General features: G+C 62.4%; 16 protein-coding genes, 1 tRNA gene and 1 pseudogene. 9 read left to right on the forward strand and 9 right to left on the reverse strand.

The features are described from left to right. Nucleotides 1–131 precede the first annotated feature (131 nt). From QN358_RS14885 to QN358_RS14905, 5 genes are all read left to right on the forward strand, one after another. Nucleotides 132–785, forward strand: coding sequence for a GNAT family N-acetyltransferase (locus QN358_RS14885; RefSeq protein WP_136643334.1), 654 nt, complete (start codon nucleotides 132–134; stop codon nucleotides 783–785). 132 nt (nucleotides 786–917) lie between these two features. Next, nucleotides 918–1,889 carry a hypothetical protein gene (locus tag QN358_RS14890; protein WP_136643335.1) on the forward strand — a complete coding sequence of 324 codons (972 nt, stop codon included), beginning with the start codon at nucleotides 918–920 and terminating at the stop codon, nucleotides 1,887–1,889. Nucleotides 1,890–2,009: 120 nt separating this feature from the next. Continuing rightward, nucleotides 2,010–3,014 (forward strand): aldo/keto reductase family protein, encoded by a 1,005-nt coding sequence (locus QN358_RS14895; RefSeq protein WP_136643336.1) that lies wholly within the window; start codon nucleotides 2,010–2,012, stop codon nucleotides 3,012–3,014. A 62-nt stretch (nucleotides 3,015–3,076) separates the two neighbouring features. Next, a tRNA-Ala gene (locus QN358_RS14900) sits at nucleotides 3,077–3,149 on the forward strand. Between the two features lie 291 nt (nucleotides 3,150–3,440). Then, the gene (locus QN358_RS14905; protein WP_136643337.1) at nucleotides 3,441–3,932 is read left to right on the forward strand and encodes a hypothetical protein; all 492 of its coding nucleotides are present in this window, start codon (nucleotides 3,441–3,443) and stop codon (nucleotides 3,930–3,932) included. An 18-nt stretch (nucleotides 3,933–3,950) separates the two neighbouring features. Here QN358_RS14905 and QN358_RS14910 read toward each other — a convergent pair whose 3' ends face one another. The 6 genes and pseudogenes from QN358_RS14910 to QN358_RS14935 all read right to left on the reverse strand — a co-directional run. After that, on the reverse strand, nucleotides 3,951–6,041 hold the full coding sequence (locus tag QN358_RS14910) for an alpha-galactosidase (protein ID WP_323512829.1): 2,091 nt from the start codon (nucleotides 6,039–6,041) through the stop codon (nucleotides 3,951–3,953). Nucleotides 6,042–6,067: 26 nt separating this feature from the next. Further along, nucleotides 6,068–7,393: an ABC transporter substrate-binding protein gene (locus QN358_RS14915; RefSeq protein ID WP_136643339.1), complete on the reverse strand. Its 1,326-nt coding sequence runs from the start codon at nucleotides 7,391–7,393 to the stop codon at nucleotides 6,068–6,070. 89 nt (nucleotides 7,394–7,482) lie between these two features. Next, on the reverse strand, nucleotides 7,483–8,382 hold the full coding sequence (locus QN358_RS14920) for a carbohydrate ABC transporter permease (protein ID WP_237280502.1): 900 nt from the start codon (nucleotides 8,380–8,382) through the stop codon (nucleotides 7,483–7,485). Continuing rightward, nucleotides 8,379–9,308: a sugar ABC transporter permease gene (locus tag QN358_RS14925; RefSeq protein ID WP_323512830.1), complete on the reverse strand. Its 930-nt coding sequence runs from the start codon at nucleotides 9,306–9,308 to the stop codon at nucleotides 8,379–8,381. Before QN358_RS14925 ends, QN358_RS14920 begins: the two co-directional genes overlap by 4 nt. Continuing rightward, nucleotides 9,305–9,610, reverse strand: a complete 306-nt coding sequence (locus tag QN358_RS14930) for a Beta-galactosidase C-terminal domain (RefSeq protein ID WP_323512836.1) — start codon at nucleotides 9,608–9,610, stop codon at nucleotides 9,305–9,307. Before QN358_RS14930 ends, QN358_RS14925 begins: the two co-directional genes overlap by 4 nt. Continuing rightward, nucleotides 9,593–11,157: pseudogene (locus tag QN358_RS14935) on the reverse strand (beta-galactosidase); the annotation flags it as partial. The pseudogene QN358_RS14935 and the gene QN358_RS14930, both read right to left, overlap by 18 nt. Nucleotides 11,158–11,461: 304 nt before the next feature. Here QN358_RS14935 and QN358_RS14940 point away from each other — a divergent pair. Continuing rightward, complete coding sequence (locus QN358_RS14940) at nucleotides 11,462–12,484, forward strand: LacI family DNA-binding transcriptional regulator (RefSeq protein ID WP_136643341.1); 1,023 nt, start codon at nucleotides 11,462–11,464, stop codon at nucleotides 12,482–12,484. Nucleotides 12,485–12,542: 58 nt separating this feature from the next. Here QN358_RS14940 and QN358_RS14945 read toward each other — a convergent pair whose 3' ends face one another. Together QN358_RS14945 and QN358_RS14950 are read right to left on the reverse strand one after the other, a co-directional pair. After that, a complete protein-coding gene (locus tag QN358_RS14945) occupies nucleotides 12,543–14,180 on the reverse strand; it encodes a SulP family inorganic anion transporter (RefSeq protein ID WP_323512837.1) in 1,638 nt (545 codons plus the stop codon). Further along, nucleotides 14,180–14,677 carry an ArsR/SmtB family transcription factor gene (locus tag QN358_RS14950; protein ID WP_416352006.1) on the reverse strand — a complete coding sequence of 166 codons (498 nt, stop codon included), beginning with the start codon at nucleotides 14,675–14,677 and terminating at the stop codon, nucleotides 14,180–14,182. The genes QN358_RS14945 and QN358_RS14950 overlap by 1 nt, the downstream gene beginning before the upstream one ends. 94 nt (nucleotides 14,678–14,771) lie before the next feature. Between QN358_RS14950 and ctaD the strand changes: the two genes are divergently transcribed. From ctaD to QN358_RS14965, 3 genes are all read left to right on the forward strand, one after another. Beyond that, a complete protein-coding gene (ctaD, locus tag QN358_RS14955) occupies nucleotides 14,772–16,502 on the forward strand; it encodes a cytochrome c oxidase subunit I (protein WP_323512831.1) in 1,731 nt (576 codons plus the stop codon). 22 nt (nucleotides 16,503–16,524) lie between these two features. Then, nucleotides 16,525–16,812 (forward strand): hypothetical protein, encoded by a 288-nt coding sequence (locus QN358_RS14960; RefSeq protein WP_136643343.1) that lies wholly within the window; start codon nucleotides 16,525–16,527, stop codon nucleotides 16,810–16,812. A 256-nt stretch (nucleotides 16,813–17,068) separates the two neighbouring features. Beyond that, nucleotides 17,069–17,905: an alpha/beta hydrolase gene (locus QN358_RS14965; protein WP_323512832.1), complete on the forward strand. Its 837-nt coding sequence runs from the start codon at nucleotides 17,069–17,071 to the stop codon at nucleotides 17,903–17,905. A gap of 87 nt (nucleotides 17,906–17,992) precedes the next feature. Here QN358_RS14965 and QN358_RS14970 read toward each other — a convergent pair whose 3' ends face one another. Then, nucleotides 17,993–18,847 (reverse strand): mycofactocin-coupled SDR family oxidoreductase, encoded by an 855-nt coding sequence (locus QN358_RS14970; protein ID WP_136643345.1) that lies wholly within the window; start codon nucleotides 18,845–18,847, stop codon nucleotides 17,993–17,995. Nucleotides 18,848–18,983: the final 136 nt, after the last annotated feature.

Raw genomic sequence — 18,983 nt, forward strand, 5'->3', positions numbered from 1 at the left:
GCCATCATCAGACTCGCCAGCGACCGCGAAGACCTCGGCCCCGACCTCCGCCCCTGGATCAAAGAATTCGCCGAAGGATTGTGAAGCGCAGTCGGCTTTGTTGAGGGGTCGCGTGCTGCCTATCATTGCGTATGTTCGTTCCCAGCCTTGCCGACGGTGCCATTGCGCTTCGTCCCATACGAATCCGCGATTCTAAGGCGCTCGAGAACGAGCTCATTGCGAACCGGGCGTGGCTGCGCAAGTGGGAGGCCACCAGCCCGAACGCCCCGATGTCGTTCGACACTCGGGCGAGCATCCGGTCGCTGCAACAGAATGCACGGGCGGGGTTCGGGCTGCCATTCGTCATTGAGTACAACGGTGAGATCGCCGGTCAGCTGAACGTGTCGTCGATCAGTTACGGTTCGGTCTCATCGGCGAGCATCGGGTACTGGGTGGCTGAGCGGTTTGCCGGTCTGAACATCACGCCAACCGTTGTGGCGCTGGCCACCGACCACTGCTTCTACTCGGTGGGGCTGCACCGCATGGAGATCTGCATCAGGCCCGAGAACGCGCCGAGCCTGCGGGTCGTGGAGAAGCTCGGGTTTCGGTATGAAGGGTTGCGGCGGCGCTACATTCACATCAACGGTGACTGGCGCGACCACTTCTGTTTCGCGCTGGTGGGCGAAGAGCTGCCGGTGGGGGTGCTGAGGCGCTGGAAAGAGGCGTCGATCCCGCCCGGCCATGGCAGCGTGCCCGAAGCCGATCGGCTCGAGGCGCTGACGCCGATCGCCACGCGCCTGCGCTGAGGTCATGCGCCTCGCCAGATCGCGCGCGTGCTCCGAGACTCGGCCGAATGTGTGCCGAACAGGGGCTCTGCACCTGCGACACGCGCCCCCCGCTTGGAACCAATTCTGCTGTGAGCCTCATACCGTAGACCCATGACATCAGACTGGCTGGGCGGAGGCCTCATCGTCGGCCTTGCAGCCGTGCTCTGGCTGATCTACCTTGTCCCCACCTGGTTCAGACGCAATGAATACCTTGCAACAGAGCGCAATGTCGTGCGGTTGCAGCAGACGCTCCGTATTCTCGCCGAGACCGCCGAAGCTCCCGACGAGGTGCGGGCAGAGGCCAGCGCGCGAAGCGTAGTGGAGCAACAGCGCCTTCTGAAGAAAGTCACCGTGCAGAACACTCCTCCCGCCTTTCTTGCCGCGGCCAAAATTCGCCGGGCTCGCGCTGTCACCAGCGCCGTTCTGGTTCTCGCCCTCGTCGTCGCCGTGCTCGGCGGCATCCAGATCGCCGTCAACGGTGCCTGGGTGGTGCTCGTAGTGGGTATTGTCACTGCGACCCTCTGCCTCACGCGGCTGCGCCGATTGGCACGCGATGGCCGGGCCATCAAACTGCCGGTCTACGGGTCTTCGCTCACAAGCGTCTCGCGTCTGAACGCCGACGGTTCTGGCGTGTTCGACGGCGCCGACCTCCTCTCTGTTGAGGGGGCTCCGGATGCTCTCGCGGCGTTCGACGCGCTGAACGAGTCTGCTCCTTCAGGCTCGGCCCTCGCTGAGGCCTCCGCCGATTCAGGGTGGACCCCGGTGCCCCTCCCCAAGCCGCTCTACGCCGGACAACGCCGGTTCGTAGCGGCGACCCCCGTCATCGGGTACGCCGAGCAGACCGCGCAGCAGGCCGAAGAAGCGTTGCTCGCGGCGGCGGCGGCGTCGGAGCGCGCACTGCGGGCGGCGACGGCTCCGGCTGCTGTACCCGCCAGTGCTTCTGAGCCTGCTGCGAACGTGGCTGCCCGCGAAGAGCAGAGGTCGGGCATCCCGAGCCGTTTCAGCAGCATGGGCATCGTCGACGACACGGCCACAGGGTCGCTCGACGTCGATCAGGTTCTGGCGAGGCGTCGCGCGGGCTAGTCGTTGCGCCCAGGGCATTCTCGCCGTGACGCACAATTCGCTGTGAATGTGCTTGCGGCACCCTAACTAAACTTGTGTGTGGGAGGCATCGCAGCCGCCCAGACACGAGGAGTCAACTTCATGAAGTACAGATATCTCGGTAACAGTGGCCTCAAGGTCTCAGAGCTCACCTACGGAAACTGGATCACCCACGGGTCGCAGGTGGAGAATGACGCGGCGGTGAGCTGCGTGCGCGCGGCACTCGACGTAGGCATCAGCACCTTCGATACGGCCGACGTATACGCAAACACCCAGGCTGAGGTTGTGCTCGGCGACGCGCTGAAGGGCGAGCGCCGCGAATCGCTCGAGATCTTCACGAAGGTCTACGGCCCTACGGGGCCGAAGGGGCACAACGACACCGGCCTCAGTCGAAAGCACATCACCGAGTCGATCAACGGGTCGCTGAAGCGACTGCAGACTGACTACGTCGATCTCTACCAGGCGCACCGGTACGACGTCGAGACGCCTCTCGAAGAGACCATGCAGGCGTTCGCTGATCTCGTGCGTGCGGGCAAGGTGCTGTACATCGGTGTCAGCGAATGGAACGCCACCCAGCTGAGGGAGGGCCACGCGCTGGCCGAGCAGCTGGGCATCCAGCTCATCTCGAACCAGCCGGAGTATTCGATGCTCTGGCGGGTCATCGAGGCTGAGGTGGTGCCGGCCTCACGTGAGCTCGGTATCTCGCAGATCGTCTGGTCGCCGGTTGCACAGGGCGTACTGAGCGGCAAATACGCCGTCGGCGCCGAATTGCCCGCAGGCAGCCGCGCTACCGACAGCAACGGCGGCGCAGACATGATCAAGCGCTGGCTGACGGATGATGTACTCACCGCTGTGGCAGGCCTCAAGCCTGTCGCCGACGAGCTCGGCCTCACCCAGGCGCAGCTGGCGCTCGCGTGGGTACTGAGCAATGACAACGTGGCGTCGGCCATCATCGGTGCGTCAAAGCCTGAGCAGGTGAAGTCGAACGCTGAGGCCTCCGGTGTCTCGCTGCCGTCCGAGGTGCTCACTCACATCGATGCGGTCATCGGTTCTCTCGCCGAGAAAGACCCAGCGCTCACGCAGATGCCGAAGGGCCGTCAGGTCTGAGGTTCGAGGGTCTCGGTTTCAATTGCGGCACCGTCTCGTGATACTCTTCGTAAGCAGTTTTCGGGGCTATGGCGCAGTTGGTAGCGCGCCTCGTTCGCATCGAGGAGGTCAGGAGTTCGAATCTCCTTAGCTCCACTGCAAAGAAGGGCCCGCTCACTGAGCGGGCCCTTCTGCTTTTGTGTGCGGCCACTAAAAGTGGTGCACCATGACTGCGGCTCTGACACAGACCCCTCCCGTGATGACACACTGAGATCGGCACTTCCCAATTGCCCCTTTGTATATAGTTCGTTGGTAGGGCTGCCGGGATACGGAGGACCGACATGAGCACAGTAGATCCACTGGAAGCGCGTCGGAGCCGTGAAGTTGCGCGAATCGGATCCCCAGCCGCAGCCGTGGCCATTGTGGTCGGGCTCGTCATGATCGCGGGTGGCGGTGCTCTCGAGGCGCGTGGGGCCCGGCACCATCTTGTTCGCCGGCCTTTCTCTGGGCGCGTGGTGGGTCACAGCGTCGCTCGCCGACGCGGGCGCGCTGTGGCTTGTCCCGGTGGGCGCTGCTGCGGTTGCGGCAGCGATGTTCGGGGTCGGGGTCACGAACCGGATGCGCCGGCGATCGCGCTTCGACGTGCTTGGCCAACTCGTGACGCACGGGCGGATCGCGGCTGGTGTGATCGTCGAGATACCGCAGATCGACCCGTCTTCTGGCGGCCTCATCGGTCAGCTGACGGTGAAGTTCGCCGATGCGGGCGGCGTGGATCGCTGGGTGACGAAGAGCGGGCAATGGAAGCGCCACGATCTCCCTCTGACGGGAGATGCTGCCCTCGTTCTCTACGATCCCGAGCGACCGGCCGACACCTCGCGAATGTGGGTGGGGCCGGCATCATCGACTAGCGCTGCAGATTTCGCTCGCTGGCACCCATGACACCCGTGGGTTGGTCAACTATTGCGCGGTCACCCTGAACACGATCGCCTGCTCAGGGGCGAGCGGGGGCGCGGCGAAGCCGACCTCTGCGAGAGCCCGACCCGTGAGCGTGAGTGAGCCGCCGAGAAGCCACGGAGGGAGAACCGCGGCGAAGTACCGGGGTTCTGCGCCGATGTCGAGTACCGACACGGTGTAGTTGGTCTCGGGGTCGAGGCCTGGCAGTTGCACAGGGTCTGGCAGGGCATCCCGTTGCGCCGCCATCGCGACAATGGCGAAGACGGCGTCGGTTTGGGTGCTGTTGACGACCCCGTGCACCCACAGTGCGGGATCTGCCCGGTCGGCCCGCACGACAGTTCCCGAGTGGATGATCGGCCGCACCTCTTTATAGGCGGTCAGCCAGCGCGCCACCTGGGCAAGCTCGTGTTCGGTGGCCTCGAGGAGGTTCCATTCGATGCCGGCCCACCCGAAGAGCGCGGTTGCGAACCGGAATGCTGGTGCGTGGGTGCGGCCTGTGGTGTGAGCGGTGGGTGCACCGAGGTGCACGCCGAGCAATTCGGGCGGCAGCAGCAGCGATGAGTAGCGGTAGATCGACTGGCGTTCGAGTGGGTCGTTCGTGTCGCTGGCCCACACTCGGTTTGTGCGTTCGAGAATGCCCAGGTCGATGCGAGCCCCACCAGAAGCGCACGACTCGATTTCGAGCCCAGAGTGCCTTTGCCGCAACACGTCCATGAGGCGATACGTGGCCAGCGTCTGCTCATGGGAGCGGGTCACCGGTAGGTCGCGATTGTGATCCCACTTCAGGTAGCTGATGGCGTATTCGCTGAGCAGGGCATCGAGTGCGGCGAAGATGGCAGCGAATGCGTCGGGATTGGTGAGATCGACTACGAGCTGGTTGCGGGCGAGCAACGGTGTTGATCGGTGCGGTTCTGTGAGGATCCACTCCGGATGATCGCGCGCCAGCTGTGAATCGAGGTTGACCATCTCGGGTTCGACCCAGAGCCCGAAGTCGAGGCCAAGACCGATGACGTAGTCGATGAGCGGGCCGAGGCCGTTCGGCCAGCGTTCGGTATCGACAGCCCAGTCGCCGAGGGCGCGCTGGTCGTCTGTGCGGCCAGACATCCAGCCGTCGTCGAGAACGAACCGTTCGACACCCGCTCTCGCGCCCGCATCGGCGAGGCGGCGAAGGGTGACTTCGTTGTGGTCGAAGTACACGGCCTCCCAGGTGTTGAGAATCACCGGGTGGGCCCGTTCGGCGAACCCGTGTTCGCGTCTCAGAAAACGGTGGAAACGAGCCGAAGCGGGGTCGAGGCCGTCGCGCGACCAGGCGGCCGAGACCCACGGACTGGTGTAGCTCGCGTCGAGACCGAGCACTACTTCGCGTGGTGCGAGCAGTTCACCGGCGCCGATGAGGGAGATTCCAGAGATCTGGCGTTCGACCCAGATGCGCTGACTGCCGCTCCAGCCCAGGTGCACAGCCCACACTTCGCCGTGGCGAAAACCGAAAGCGGGGGTGCCGGCGATGGTGAGAAAGGATGCGTCGTGGCCTGGCCGGCCGTGACGCGATTCCCGCAGCCACGCTCCGTTCTGAAGAGGTGTGCGCTGCGGGCGGCGTTCGCCTGCCCAGTGCCCCGAAAAATCGAGTACCTCTGCTGCGCGGGCGGGCAGGGGTAGTACGACACTGAGCTCATCGAGTTCGAATGCCTGAGCCGAGCGATTGACGACAGATGATCGGGTGCGCAGCAGGCCTTCGGCGGTCAGCTGGAATTCGACGGTCACTTCGAGTGACGGGGTGTGGGCGGGTGTGGCAGCGGATGCGTCGGCATGGGTGACAGCATGGGCGGCAGCGACCACAGCGCTGGTGAGCGTGAACCGCACGACCCTCGCATCGCCGGTATCGACCGCAACGAGTTCGAGCGGGGCCACCGGGTGGTTGCCAGAGAGCGCCGGCCGGCCCAGCCAGGCGGTGTCGAGCATGGGGAAGATGAGGGGGCGGATCGGAGAATCGACGGCGGCGTTCGATGACGCCGGTATCTGGGCGTCGGCGAGTTGTTCGAGCTGCGAGGCTGTCAGCTCGCCGAGATCTGCGCCCCAGTGTATGAACGATGGCACGGAGGTGGATGACGGTTGAGATGGGTTTACTTTACGGGGATCGACTGTGCTTTGAGGGCGGCGATCGTCTTGGTCTGCCCTGAGTTCAGAGCGTCAAGCAACGTGCCGCTGCCACCGATTGCTGCGGCGAATCCGTCGGAGACATCGCTGTAGGTCTGCGTCATGGTTGGGCCCCACGTGAACGGGCTGATGACCTTGGCCTGATCTGAGAACAGCTGGTAGATCTTCTGGTTGCCGTAGAAGGGTACGCCTTCAGACAGAGCGGGAAGCGTCGCGCCGGTGCTGCTGGCGGGGAACAGGTTCGCCTCGGTGTTCAGTGCGGTGAGCGCCTCGGTGCTGGTGTTCAGCCACAGCAAGAACTTTGCTGCCTCGGCGGGGTGCTTCGAACCTTTGAAGACAACGCTCGACGAGCCGCCCCATGCACCAGAAGTCGCAGCAGACGTGCCCCACTGCGGCATCGGTGCCACGGCCCAGTCGCCAGAGGTGCTGGGTGCACCGCTCGAGATGGTGTTGGCGCCCCAGACCGCAGAGACCCACGTCCAGTCGGCGCCCGTGTCGTAGGCGTTGTTCCACTGATCGGTGAAGCCGGGGATGGTCGAAACGAGCTGCTTGTCGAGAAGCCCCTGCCAGTAGTTCGCGACCTTCGTGGAGGCGTCAGAGGTGAGGTTCACGTTCCAGCTCCCATCCGCCGTGCTGAACCACTGTCCGCCGGCCTGCGACACGAGACCGGCGAACCAGTTCACATCGCCCTTCGGGAAGTTGGTGATCTGGGCGCCGAGCGCCTTGATCTTCACCGCGTCAGCGGCGTACTCGTCCCAGGTGGTGGGAACGGGAATGTTGTTCTTCTCGAAGAGGTCTTTGCGGTAGTAGAGCGCCATGGGGCCCGAGTCTTGCGGAATCGCGTAGACCGAGTTGTCTTCGCCGAAGGTGACCTGATTCCACAGGCCGTCAGAGAAGTCTGCCTTCGCTGCCTGAACACCGTCGCACGCGGCGATGTTCGCGAGGCCATCCTGAACCCGGAAAGCGGGCAGGGTGTCATATTCGACCTGGCCGATGTCGGGGGCGTTGCCGGCCTTCAGCTGGGTGAAGAAGTTCTGGTAGGTTCCGCTGTTGCCGTTGGGCACGGTCGAAACGGTCACCTGGATGTTCGGGTTGGCCTTGTTCCAGATGTCGACGACCTTGTCCATCCCGGGAACCCAGGTGGTGAAGCTCAGGTCGACTTTGCCGGTTGAAGCGGCGCAGTCAGAGGCTGCGGCGCTGGAGGAGTCGCTTGACCCTCCAGCCGAGCAGCCCGCGAGGGCGAGCATCGCTGCGGTCGCGACTGCGGCCACGCGAATGTATTTCAGTGCCATGTGATTGTCCATTCAGTGAGGGTTGTGACGGAGAAGGGTTCCCGGTCACGGTCAAACGCCGTTGTTTTAGTGCTGCTTCCTCTGGCGTGTTACTTCAGTCCTCCGGCTCCCAGTCCGTTGCGCCAGAATCTCTGGAGGCTCAGGAATGCGACGAGAAGAGGAACGATCGACACCAACGCGCCCACGATGACAAGGGTGCGGATGTCGGGTATCTGGCTCACCTGCGAGTTCCAGGTGTAGAGACCGAGCGTCACGGGGAACAGCGTCTGATCGCGCAGCATGACGAGCGGCAAGAAGAAGTTGTTCCAGATCGACACGAACTGAAACAGGAAGATGGTCACGAGGGCGGGCGACATGAGACGCACAGCGACAGTGAAGAAGGTTCGAATCTCACCTGATCCGTCGATGCGGGCGGCCTCGATGATCTCGTCTGGCACGCTCGAGGCCGCGTAGATGCGGCTGAGATACACGCCGAACGGGCTCACCAGACTGGGCAGGAAGACCGCCCAGAAGGTGTTGGTCAGCTGCACCTGGCTGAAGATGAGAAACAGCGGCAACGCGAGCGCCGTGGCGGGTACGAGTACACCGCCGAGCACGGTGTTGAAGATGAGTTCCCGACCGCGGAACTGGTATTTCGAGAGAGCGTACCCGCACATCGCGGCGAGAATTGTGCCGAGGCCACCGGCCACCGTTGCGTAGACGATGCTGTTGAGCATCCATCTCGGAAAGACACCTTCGTTGTAGGTGAACAGTTTCACCACGTTGTTGCCGATATCGGTGAGCGAGCTCGGCGTGAACCACAGTGAGAACGTGGAGTTGAAGTTGCCGAGGGTCTTCGTCGACGACACAAGCAGCCACCAGATGGGCAGCAAGAAGTACAGAGTGAAGGCGCCCATGATCACCATGGCGGCGCTTCGGGACAGACGGCTTTCCCGAGGGGCGCCACGAGAGCCGCGGGCGCGTTTCAGGGTCGAGGTCGAGGTGGTCACAGTGCTGCCCTCCGCTGGGTCAGTCGCAGAACTGCGAACGACAGGATGAACGTGGCGATCGCGAGTACGACCGAGAAAGCCGCTGCGAGGTTGAGGTTCGGTACAGCGGCCGTGGTGTAGACGAGAAGGTTCGGAGTGAACGTGCTCGTGATTGACGAGGTGAACTGTTTGAACACCTGCGGTTCGGTGATGAGCTGCAGTGTTCCGATCACAGAGAAGACGGCGGTCAGCACGATGGCGGGCATGACGAGCGGAATCTTGATCGACCAGGCGATACGCATCTGAGAGGCGCCATCGAGGCGGGCAGCTTCATACAGCTCGCCTGGAATGGCGAGCAGCGCTGAGTAGATGATGAGCATGTTGTAACCCACGTACACCCAGGTCACCACATTCGCGATCGCCCAGAGCACCGTACCGCCGTCGAGCAGATTGACCTGCGAGGTGACGAATGAGAACGGAGAGAGCGAGGGGGAGTAGAGGTAGCCCCACATGATCGCGGCGATGACACCCGGCACGGCGTAGGGGGCGAAGAACGCGAGCCGGAAGAATTTCTTGCCTTTCACCAGCGGCGAGTCCAAGAGGAGGGCGAACAGCAACGCCAGCCCGAGCATGATGGGCACCTGCACGACGCCGAAGGCCAGCACTCTCAGAATCGACGACCAGAACTCACCGTCTTGAAAGACGAGAAAGTATTGCGAGAGGCCGCCGAATTCGAGGTGCGGCACGCCGAACGTACCTTCGCGCCGGATGACCTGCAGCGACTGGATCACGGCGTAGATCACTGGTACGAGGTAGAAAGCAGCGAACAACAACCCGAACGGCAGAATGAGAATGGCAATTGCTCGCTTGTTGCGAAGCCGCTTTCGGGGCCTGGTGCGCGCTGCGGCTGGCGCTGGCGCCACCCCAGACAGAACCGAAGTGCTCATGATGTCTCCTTTTTCTGGCGCACGATCTGTACCCCGCCTGAGGCGACGACGCCTCTGGTCACGATGTCGATCTCGGTGACGAGGTCGTATCCGGCAATCGAATGCTCGACATCAGCGTTCGTATGGTTGATCACGAAAACGTAGTCGTGCTCTGCCCCTGAACGGCGAACAACCTCGACCCCGGAGGTGACGGGCGCGACGGCCACTGCCCCGGATTCGGAGACCGCGCGGTGGAGTTCTTCGGCGAGGGCGATCGAGTCAAGACTCGTCGCAAGGTAGCGCGCTACTCCTTTGCCGAACACGTTGCGGGTCACTGCCGAGACGCCGATCAGCGGCCCTTCGAGGTAGGTTGCGGTCGATTCTGCGCCCTCGAGGTGCAGCAATTCTGTCCAGAGGGAGGCTGTGCCACCGTCGCTCAGCGCCACCGAATCGTGCGGGGCGATGGGGTAGAACTCTTCGCTCGAGATGCCGGTGACCGCGCGGAACGCACCCGGGTAGCCGCCGGGGCGCACCTCGTCGTGCTCATCGACGATACCGCTGAAGAAGGTGATCACGGCGTGACCACCGTTTGCGACGAAGTCGGTGACGACGCGAGCGTCACTGTCCGATACCAGGTACAGGCTGGGTACGTGGCACCGATGGCGAGCAAGGCCTCATACGTCTGATGCACCTGTTCGAGGTAATGGAGGTCAGTCGACGGATGCGCCTCCTGATCGGTGGCCCACCACGCTTCCCAGCTGAACACGAACGCGATGTCAGAGCGAACGACAGAACCTGCCACTTCGCCGAGTCGGTGCATGAGAGCGCCGAGCTCAACGACTTCGCGCCAGACCCTGCTGTCAGTGCCGCTGTGGGGAAGCATCGCAGAGTGGAACTTCTCGGTTCCTTTCACCGACGCCCGCCATTGAAAGAAGCAGACGCCGTCTGCCCCTCTGGCGACGTGGGTGAGGGAATTTCGCATCATCTCGCCCGGGGCCTTCGCGCGGTTTCGCGGCTGCCAGTTCACGGCACTCGTCGAATGCTCCATGAGCAACCAGGGCTTGCCGTCTGCGAGCCCGCGGGTCGCGTCGGCGGAGAACGAGAGTTCGCGGTGCGGAACGCTCAAACGGTGGTCGAGGTAGTGGTCGTTCGCGACGATGTCCATCTCGGGGGCCCAGCGCCAGTAGTCCTGCGTTTTGATGTGAGCCGTGACCATGAAGTTCGTCGTCACTGGAATAGTGCTCGATGAGCGGATGATCTCCGCTTCTGCGCGGAAATATTCGAGTAATTCATCAGAACTGAATCGAAAGAAGTCCAGCTGCTGCGAGGGGTTGATGAACGAGAGCGTGTCACGCGGAGGCAGAATCTCTGACCACTGTGCATAGTGCTGGCTCCAGAACGCGGTACCCCAGGCCTCATTCAGGGCTTCGATGCTCGTGTATTGGCGCTCGAGCCACACACGAAAGGCGGCCGCAGAAACGTCGCAGTAGCACAGAGCATTGTGGCAGCCGAGCTCGTTCGACACATGCCAGAGCACCACTGCAGGATTCGATCCGTACCGTTTGACCGTTGCCCGAACGAGCGTCATGGCGTGCTCTCGAAAGACGGGTGAGCTGGGGCACCATGCTTGGCGACCACCCGGCCATCGGGTGGTGCCGTCGCTCACCTGAGGAAGCATCTCCGGATGCAGCGTGGTGAGCCACGGCGGAGGCGACGATGTTCCAGTGCCGAGATTGACGCCGATGCCGTTCTCGTGCAGAAGCGCGATGATTTCGTCGAGATCGTCGAAGTGGAACTCGCCCCGGCGAGGTTCGATGTGCGACCAGCCGAAGATGTTGATGGCGACGAGATTCACGCCTGCTTCACGCATGAGGCGAACGTCTTCGCGCCACACCTCTTTGCCCCACTGCTCGGGGTTGTAGTCACAACCGAAGACGAGACCGTCCGTGCCGAGCCCGAGTGGGCTGGGGCGGTGGGCTTCGGTTGAGTTCACTGGTTCCTCGACTTCGTTGGCGTGAGAGCGGCGACACAGACAGCGAGAGGGCAGCACTGTGAAGGTTCACAGAGCACCGGGGCGAATGCCGCTGGCGTGATCTCTGTGAACGTTCCCAACCATAAACAGAGACGTGCGGCGATGTCAAATTTTATTGGTTCGAGGCGGTACAGTGACTCCCATGGCACGTGACAGGTCGCTCCCTCGCAGAGCGACGATCCATGACGTGGCAGCCGTGTCTGGTATCTCCCGCGGCACCGTCTCGCGGGTTCTGAACGGCGAGCCCTACGTCTCCGATCGCGCCCGTGAAGCCGTCGAAGCTGCCGTGCGCGAGGTTGGCTATGTACGCAACACGGCGGCCCGAAATCTTGTCACTCAGCGCTCAGGCGCCATCGCGCTCATTGTGCACGAGCCTCATTCGCTGGTGCTCGAAGACCCCAATATCGGAAACATTCTGCTGGGTACGAACGCTGTGCTCTCTGAAGCCGACTACCAGATGGTCACGCTCATTCTCGACTCCGTACGTGACAGCGAGAGAGTCGCCGAGTATCTGCGCGGTGGCTTCGTCGACGGAGCGATCATCCTGTCTGCCCGTGTTGGCGACCCGATTGCGCTCGCGGTCGCAGAGCTCGGCATTCCCGCGGCGTTCGTCGGGCATCCGCCGAACGCTCCCGAGATTCCGTTCATCGGCATCGACAATCTCTCGGCTGCCCGGGAGATCACCACGCGCCTGGTAGACACCGGCCGAACCAAAATCGGTATGGTTGCCGCGGCGTTGGATCGCGACTCGGGTCAAGACCGTCTGGCGGGCTTCATTGAAGCTCTCGGCAAACAATTCAACCCCTCTCTCGTCGTCGACTATCCGTTGTACGCCTACGACACTGGTGCCGAAGGCATGCGGGAGCTCCTTCGACGGGAGCCTGCCATCGACGGAGTGTTCGCCGCGTCTGACGCCGTGGCTGCCGGCGCGATGGACGTGTTGCGAGACGCCGGCCGCAGCGTGCCGGGAGACGTGGGAATTGTCGGCTTCGACGACAGCTCGTGGGCCATCAGATGTCATCCCATGCTCTCAACCGTGCGGCAACCGGCGTACGAACTCGGGCGCCAGGCCGCCCTGCAGGTACTCAACCAGCTGAGGGGCGGGCCGCGCCCGAGCGGCGGAACCCTGCTGCAGACCGAAGTGGTGTGGCGCGACTCGGCGTAGCGTCGAGCAATGTCGCCGTTCAGGTGGAAGGTATTTGGCTCCGCTGGGAGTTTCGTCTCTAGGCCGCAGTCTCGAACGCTGACCGCCTGACGTGATCGCGGGCATGCTCGACGGCGTCATCGAGGCTGGTGAAGAGGTGTTTGTGGTCGCGCAGCGCGCTGAGTACCCCGACTCTGGTCGCGAGCCGAAGGTGTTCAGGCCGGATGCCTTTGATGAGCACAGTGATTCCACGGCGTTCCAGCCCCCGGATCATTTCGGTGATAACCCGGGCTCCGGTGGCGTCGAGTACCTGGAGCTGGGACATGCGAATGATGACCACAGTGACGTCGCTGATTCTGGTCACGCGCTCGAGCATTCGGTCGGCGGCACCGAAGAAAAGAGCGCCGTCCAATCGGAAGAGGGCGATGTGTCTATCTTCGGGTTGCGCGGGGCTGGGGGGTTCTTCCCGGTGCACGCCGCCGGATTTTGCGAGTGCGCGGAGCGCGAAGAACGCTGCCACCGCGATTCCGATTCCGACTGCGGTGATGAGGTCGAATGAGACGGTGATGATCGCCGTAATGGCGAAGATGATGGCATCGGAGCGGGTGGATCCGAGAACGCTTCTTACGGTGGCGATGGAGATCATGCGGGCGGCGGTGATCATCAGCACGCCGGCAAGTGCGGCGAGCGGGATCTGTGACACAACCCCGGTCGCGAGAGAGACGATTGTGAGAAGTACGAGGGCGTGAACAATGGCGGCGACTCGGGTTTGGCCGCCGGATCGAATGTTCACGGCAGTGCGAGCGATTGCGCCGGTCGCGGGCATGCCTCCCAGCAATCCGGAGGCAATCGATGCGAGTCCCTGACCGACGAGTTCACGGTCGGCGTTGTATGGGCCGGTATCCGAGATCGAGGCCGCGACCCGAGCGGAGAGCAATGACTCGATCGCGGCCAGCGCGGCGACGGTGAAGGCGGGCCCGATCAGCGCGCCGGCGTTGTCGAAGCTTGGCAGCGTTGGTGTCGGCAACGAGCCCGGTAGCAACCCGATGCGAGCGAGCGGCAGGTGCAGGAGTGCGGCACCGATGGCAACGACGATGATCGCGATGATGGAGCCGGGGAGTTGGCGATTGATTTTCGGCGCGATGATCATGATCACGCCGACCAGCAGTACCGAGAGGATCGGCCAGACCACGGTTGCCGGGTTGACGTGGGCGAACGATTGAACCGCAGAGACGACCGCATTGCTGCTGGCTCCGGGTTTGCTACCTACGGCTGAAGGTATTTGTTGGAGAAAGATGATGACTGCGATGCCGAGGGTGAAGCCTTCGATCACGGGCCACGGAATGTACGAAACGACACGGCCTATTTTGAGTACGCCGGCAGCGGTGACCACGATTCCGGCCATCAGGCTGACGACGGCGACCGCCGCGACGCCGTGGGCTGCAACCACGGGGCCGAGGACAACGACCATCGCGCCGGTGGGACCAGAAACCTGAATGTTGGAGCCGCCGAACACCGCGGCGACGATTCCGGCGACGATGGCAGTGATAAGCCCCGCCTCTGCCCCGGCACCCGAGCTGACTCCGAACGCCAATGCCAGCGGGAGAGCGACGATGCCCACGGTGATTCCGGCAACGAGGTCTGCCCGCCAGGTGCGCTTGACTGACCGGTAGTCCTTCCAGCTGGGCAGCAGGGAGCCAAGATAACGGGTGGGCATCACGTGACGTCGCCTACGTCATCGACGGCCTGAGAAACGGGGATGCCGGGCAGGTTCACTGTGGAGTCCAACTGTTGCTGCGTGTTGTGCAGGATCTCGACGAGCAGCGCTCTCGAGATAGCGAGCAAGTCGGCGACTTGAGGGTACGCGAGCCGGTAGAACACCTGACTCGCCCTTCTTTCGGCGACCACGAGGTTGTGCCGACGCAAGACAGAAAGGTGTTGCGACAGGTGGGAGGCTTCCAATCCGGTATCTGTGAGAAGGGCAGATACTGAAACGTCTGGAGATGCCGACAACACTTCAAGCACACGTATCCGCACGGGATGCGCAAGCCCTTTGAAGAGGTTGGCTTTCACTTCATAGAGCGGCCGGTGCGTAGTAGCGAATTGATCCATTGGGCTAGATTTCCACGATGTGACGACTTCATCAACTCGAAACTCCAGCGACATCGCGGTGGAGCCGATCGGGGCTTCCACCGGTGTGCTTTCGACTTCCATTTCTCTCCTGTAGTGTTGACTTTATAAATTCATCATATCGTGAATTAGAGCAGCTTGGTTGCATCACTGAATGCACTAACCGGGGAGCACACCGATGTCCAGCGCAACCGTCCAGCCCAACACCTCTGAGCAAGCTGTTCCGGATCAACCGGAAGATATCCGCCACAGGGGGATTCTTGTGCGTTGGATCACGTCGACCGACCACAAGGTGATCGGGTACATGTACCTGATCGAATCGTTCCTGTACTTCTGTTTCGGCGGCGTGATGGCGCTGATCATTCGCGCTCAGCTCTTCGAGCCCGGGTCACAACTTCTCGCCACTAAAGACCAGTACAACCAGCTTTTCACCATGCACGGCACCATAATGCTGTTGATGTTCGCCACACCCTTGTTCTCGGGGTTCGCCAACTTCTTGATGCCATTGCAGATCGGCGCCCCCGATGTCGCCTTTCCGCGACTGAACGCGTTGGCGTTCTGGTTGTACACCTTCGGCAGCGCCATCGTCGTCGGTGGGTTCCTCACCCCTCAGGGCGCGGCTTCTTTTGGCTGGTTCGCTTACGCGCCGTTATCGAGTGCGACGTTCTCACCCGGAGACGGAGGGAACCTCTGGGTCTTCGGTCTCGTGCTCAGTGGGTTCGGCACGATCCTCGGAGCAGTGAACTTCATCACCACGATCATCACCATGCGTGCTCCAGGCATGACGATGTTCCGGATGCCGATTTTCGTCTGGAACACTCTCGTAACATCCATTCTGATTCTGATGGCCTTCCCTGTGCTCGCGGCCGCATTGGCGGGCCTCGGCATCGACCGGGTCTTCGGCGCCCACATCTACGATGCAGCGACCGGTGGTGTGTTGCTCTGGCAACATCTGTTCTGGTTCTTCGGCCATCCCGAGGTCTACATCATCGCTCTGCCCTTCTTCGGCATCGTGTCGGAAGTGTTTCCCGTTTTCAGCAGAAAGCCGATTTTCGGCTACAAGACCCTGATCTATGCGACCATCTCCATCGGCGCGCTCTCGATCACCGTGTGGGCGCACCACATGTATGCGACGGGGTCTGTTCTACTGCCGTTCTTCTCGCTGATGTCTATGCTGATCGCCGTTCCGACCGGGGTTAAGATCTTCAATTGGGTCGGCACGATGTGGCGCGGATCTGTGACTTTTGAGACTCCGATGGTCTTCGCGATCGGCTTTCTGATCACCTTCACATTCGGCGGTCTCACGGGGGTCATTCTTGCCTCGCCGCCCCTGGACTTCCATGTGACCGATACGTATTTCGTCGTCGCTCACTTCCATTATGTGATCTTCGGCACGGTGGTCTTCGCTATGTTCAGCGGCTTCTACTTCTGGTGGCCCAAGTGGACGGGCCGCATGCTGAATGAAAAGCTCGGGAAGTGGCACTTCTGGCTTCTGTTCATCGGCTTCCACACCACGTTCCTTATCCAGCACTGGCTCGGCGTTGTCGGCATGCCACGTCGGTACGCCACCTACTCAGCCGTCGATGGCTTCACCTGGATGAACCAGATCTCCACCATCGGGTCGGCGATTCTCGCTCTTTCCATGCTGCCTTTCTTTCTGAACGTGTACCTCACCCGGAAGTCACCGAAAGTCACCGTCAATGATCCCTGGGGGTTTGGTCGGTCACTTGAGTGGGCAACATCCTGCCCTCCGCCGCGCCACAATTTCACAACCATTCCCCGAATTCGCTCTGAATCGCCTGCGTTCGACCTCAACCACCCCGAGGCAGGCGTACCCGTCGGTGTCGGCCCGCTCCGCGACGCACCCGATGCACCAACAGCCGATGTAGCCAGTCGGAAGATCACGTAATCGCGCACGAAGGAGTTCGACCATGAACAACACGGATTCGCTCGCGATGACTCTCGACGAAGCGATCCTGATAGAGGATCAGTTCGATCGCGGCAAACTAGACCCGCTCCTGTGCGGCACACGAGAACTGATCAACGAGGCTCGTCGTGTGAAACTCGACGCGGCAACACAACTGCCGAAACCGCGACCTCCACAGGAGCATCCCAAACGTCGTATCCACCGCGCAGCAATCGGCTGTCTGATCGGAATGGTAGGTATCTTCGCCGGAGCGTACTTTGTCTTCATGGTCGCGCTGCACGTCACGAAATAGGCTCGATGTCGGGTGGGTGGGGATACGGCACTGCGTTGCCGCCCGCCGGGAGCCCAAGCCGGCTGTTCTCAACCGTGCGGCAAACGCGGTGTACGAACTCGGGCGCCAGTTCGCCCTGCAGGTACTCAACCAGCTGAGGGCGGGGTGACCTCATGCTGTGTCAACCCCCAGGTGCGCGACCAATCCGCACGGCAGGCTTTTTCGAAGAACCACTGATGCCTCTGCCACGTCGGCAGACTCTGAAAGGATTTCGAAAATGCCAGAGATCACCGCCCACCATGGGCTCTTCAAAAACACGAACCTCCACGTTGACGACACCGGCGGATCGGGCCGGGCCGTTGTACTCATCCACGGGTGGCCGCTGTCGGGCGCGTCGTGGTCTGAGCAGGTGCCGGTGCTGCAGGAGGCCGGCTACCGCGTCATCACGTATGACCGCCGCGGTTTCGGCCGCAGTGACAAGCCGCTCACCGGCTACACCTACGACACGCTCACCGAAGACCTCTACACGCTATTGACCGAGCTCGACCTGACCGATGTCACGCTGATCGGCTTCTCGATGGGTGGCGGCGAAGTGGCCCGCTACTTCTCGAAGTACGGCGCCGAGCGCCTTCACAGCGTGGTGTTCGCCTCTGCCGTGCCCCCGTACCTGCTGAACACGCCCGGCAACCCAGACGGCCCGCTCACTGCGGCTGCCGCCGCGCAGATGACGGCTGGTCTCACGGCGAACCAGGAGTCGTTCTACGACGACTTCACCACGCAGTTCTTTTCGGTCGACGGCGTGCTGAAGGTCACTGAACAGCAGCGGCAGGATGCCCTGGCCCAGGCCCTGCAGTCGAGCAAGGTTGCCGCACTGGCGTGCATGACCGCCTTCGCCACCACCGATTTCCGCGACGACCTCACCAAGGTCAGCGTGCCCACCCTCGTCATTCACGGCGACGGTGACGGAACCGTTCCGTTCGAAGGATCGGGCGCACGCACTCACGCTGCCATCGCCGGCAGTGAGCTGCAGGTCATCGCCGGCGCCCCGCACGGCGTCACGGTGAGCCACGCCGCGGCCTGGAACGAGAAGGTGCTCGACTTCCTCGCCAAGTAGCAGGTTCAGAACAAGAATCACCGCGATCAGAACGAAGGGGTGGTCTCTCTGACGAGAGATCACCCCTTCGGCGGTAGTGAGGGCCCGCTACTGCTTCGGATCCATGTTTATCCCCGCCATGGCCAGGTGCCCAGAGTCGACCGGCAGAGAAATGCCTGTCACGTTCGAGGCCAGCGACGAGTTCAGAAACAGTGCCGCGTTGGCGATGACTTCCGGGTCTAAGAAGCCCGACCCCTTCAGAATGCCGTACGACCGACCGGCGGCCAGAAGGTCTTCCCGTGTGCCGCCCGGGTGACCGGCCATCATGTCGTAGCCCTGCTGGTTGTTCGTCATGCCCGTGAGAATCGTGCCCGGGTTCACGGTGTTGGCCCGGATGCCCTGCGGCCCCAACTCGACAGCAATGGCCTTCATGAACCCGACGACCGCGAACTTCGCGGCGGTGTAGTGCGAGAAGAACGGCCCTCCTTCGAGCCCGTTCACCGATGAGGTCATGACGATGGACCCTTGTTGCCGCTCGATCATGTGCGGAACGACCGCTTTCACCGACTGCCAGACGCCGGTGATGTTGATGTCGATCATCTCCTGCCACGTCTCTCGGGTCATCTCCTGCACGGGCCCGAGGGTCCAGATGCCAGCATTGGCGATGAGGGCGTCGATCTTGCCGAACTCCGCAATGCCCGCGGCGACAGCGGAATCGAGAGCGTCTTGGTCTCGAACATCCGCTTCGATGCTCAGAACGCGACGATCAAGCGCTTCGACCTGTCTGACCGTCTCGGCGATGTCGTCGGCGGTCGTGTGGGCGTAGGGAACCGTGGCGAACGGCGCGGTCGTGTCGACGAACACGATATCGGCGCCCTCCCTGGCCGAGACGATGGCGTGCGCGCGGCCCTGGCCGCGCCCTCCGCCGGTGATGAAAACTACCGTGCCGTCGAGTAGACCCATGATCGTGACTCCTTTGTCGTTGATGCACCCACCGGAAGGACGGGCGCGCTTGCCTTTGATGCACTCGGTGCCACAAAGGCTACTCCTGAGAGGCCTGTGGAGACAGAACTCACAGGGTTAGGGTGGAGTGACGAAG

The organism is Subtercola sp. RTI3 (genome assembly GCF_035018625.1).
Classification (GTDB): Bacteria; Actinomycetota; Actinomycetes; order Actinomycetales; family Microbacteriaceae; genus Subtercola; species Subtercola vilae.

Bases quoted from the DNA above. Each gene is read 5' to 3' on its own strand.
- QN358_RS14960 (WP_136643343.1), top strand. From the start codon at position 16,525: ATGAACAACACGGATTCGCTCGCGATGACTCTCGACGAAGCGATCCTG.
- QN358_RS14890 (WP_136643335.1), top strand. From the start codon at position 918: ATGACATCAGACTGGCTGGGCGGAGGCCTCATCGTCGGCCTTGCAGCC.
- QN358_RS14915 (WP_136643339.1), bottom strand. From the start codon at position 7,393: ATGGCACTGAAATACATTCGCGTGGCCGCAGTCGCGACCGCAGCGATG.
- QN358_RS14950 (WP_416352006.1), bottom strand. From the start codon at position 14,677: ATGGAAGTCGAAAGCACACCGGTGGAAGCCCCGATCGGCTCCACCGCG.
- QN358_RS14945 (WP_323512837.1), bottom strand. From the start codon at position 14,180: ATGCCCACCCGTTATCTTGGCTCCCTGCTGCCCAGCTGGAAGGACTAC.
- QN358_RS14925 (WP_323512830.1), bottom strand. From the start codon at position 9,308: ATGAGCACTTCGGTTCTGTCTGGGGTGGCGCCAGCGCCAGCCGCAGCG.
- QN358_RS14895 (WP_136643336.1), top strand. From the start codon at position 2,010: ATGAAGTACAGATATCTCGGTAACAGTGGCCTCAAGGTCTCAGAGCTC.
- ctaD (WP_323512831.1), top strand. From the start codon at position 14,772: ATGTCCAGCGCAACCGTCCAGCCCAACACCTCTGAGCAAGCTGTTCCG.
- QN358_RS14970 (WP_136643345.1), bottom strand. From the start codon at position 18,847: ATGGGTCTACTCGACGGCACGGTAGTTTTCATCACCGGCGGAGGGCGC.
- QN358_RS14885 (WP_136643334.1), top strand. From the start codon at position 132: ATGTTCGTTCCCAGCCTTGCCGACGGTGCCATTGCGCTTCGTCCCATA.
- QN358_RS14965 (WP_323512832.1), top strand. From the start codon at position 17,069: ATGCCAGAGATCACCGCCCACCATGGGCTCTTCAAAAACACGAACCTC.
- QN358_RS14940 (WP_136643341.1), top strand. From the start codon at position 11,462: ATGGCACGTGACAGGTCGCTCCCTCGCAGAGCGACGATCCATGACGTG.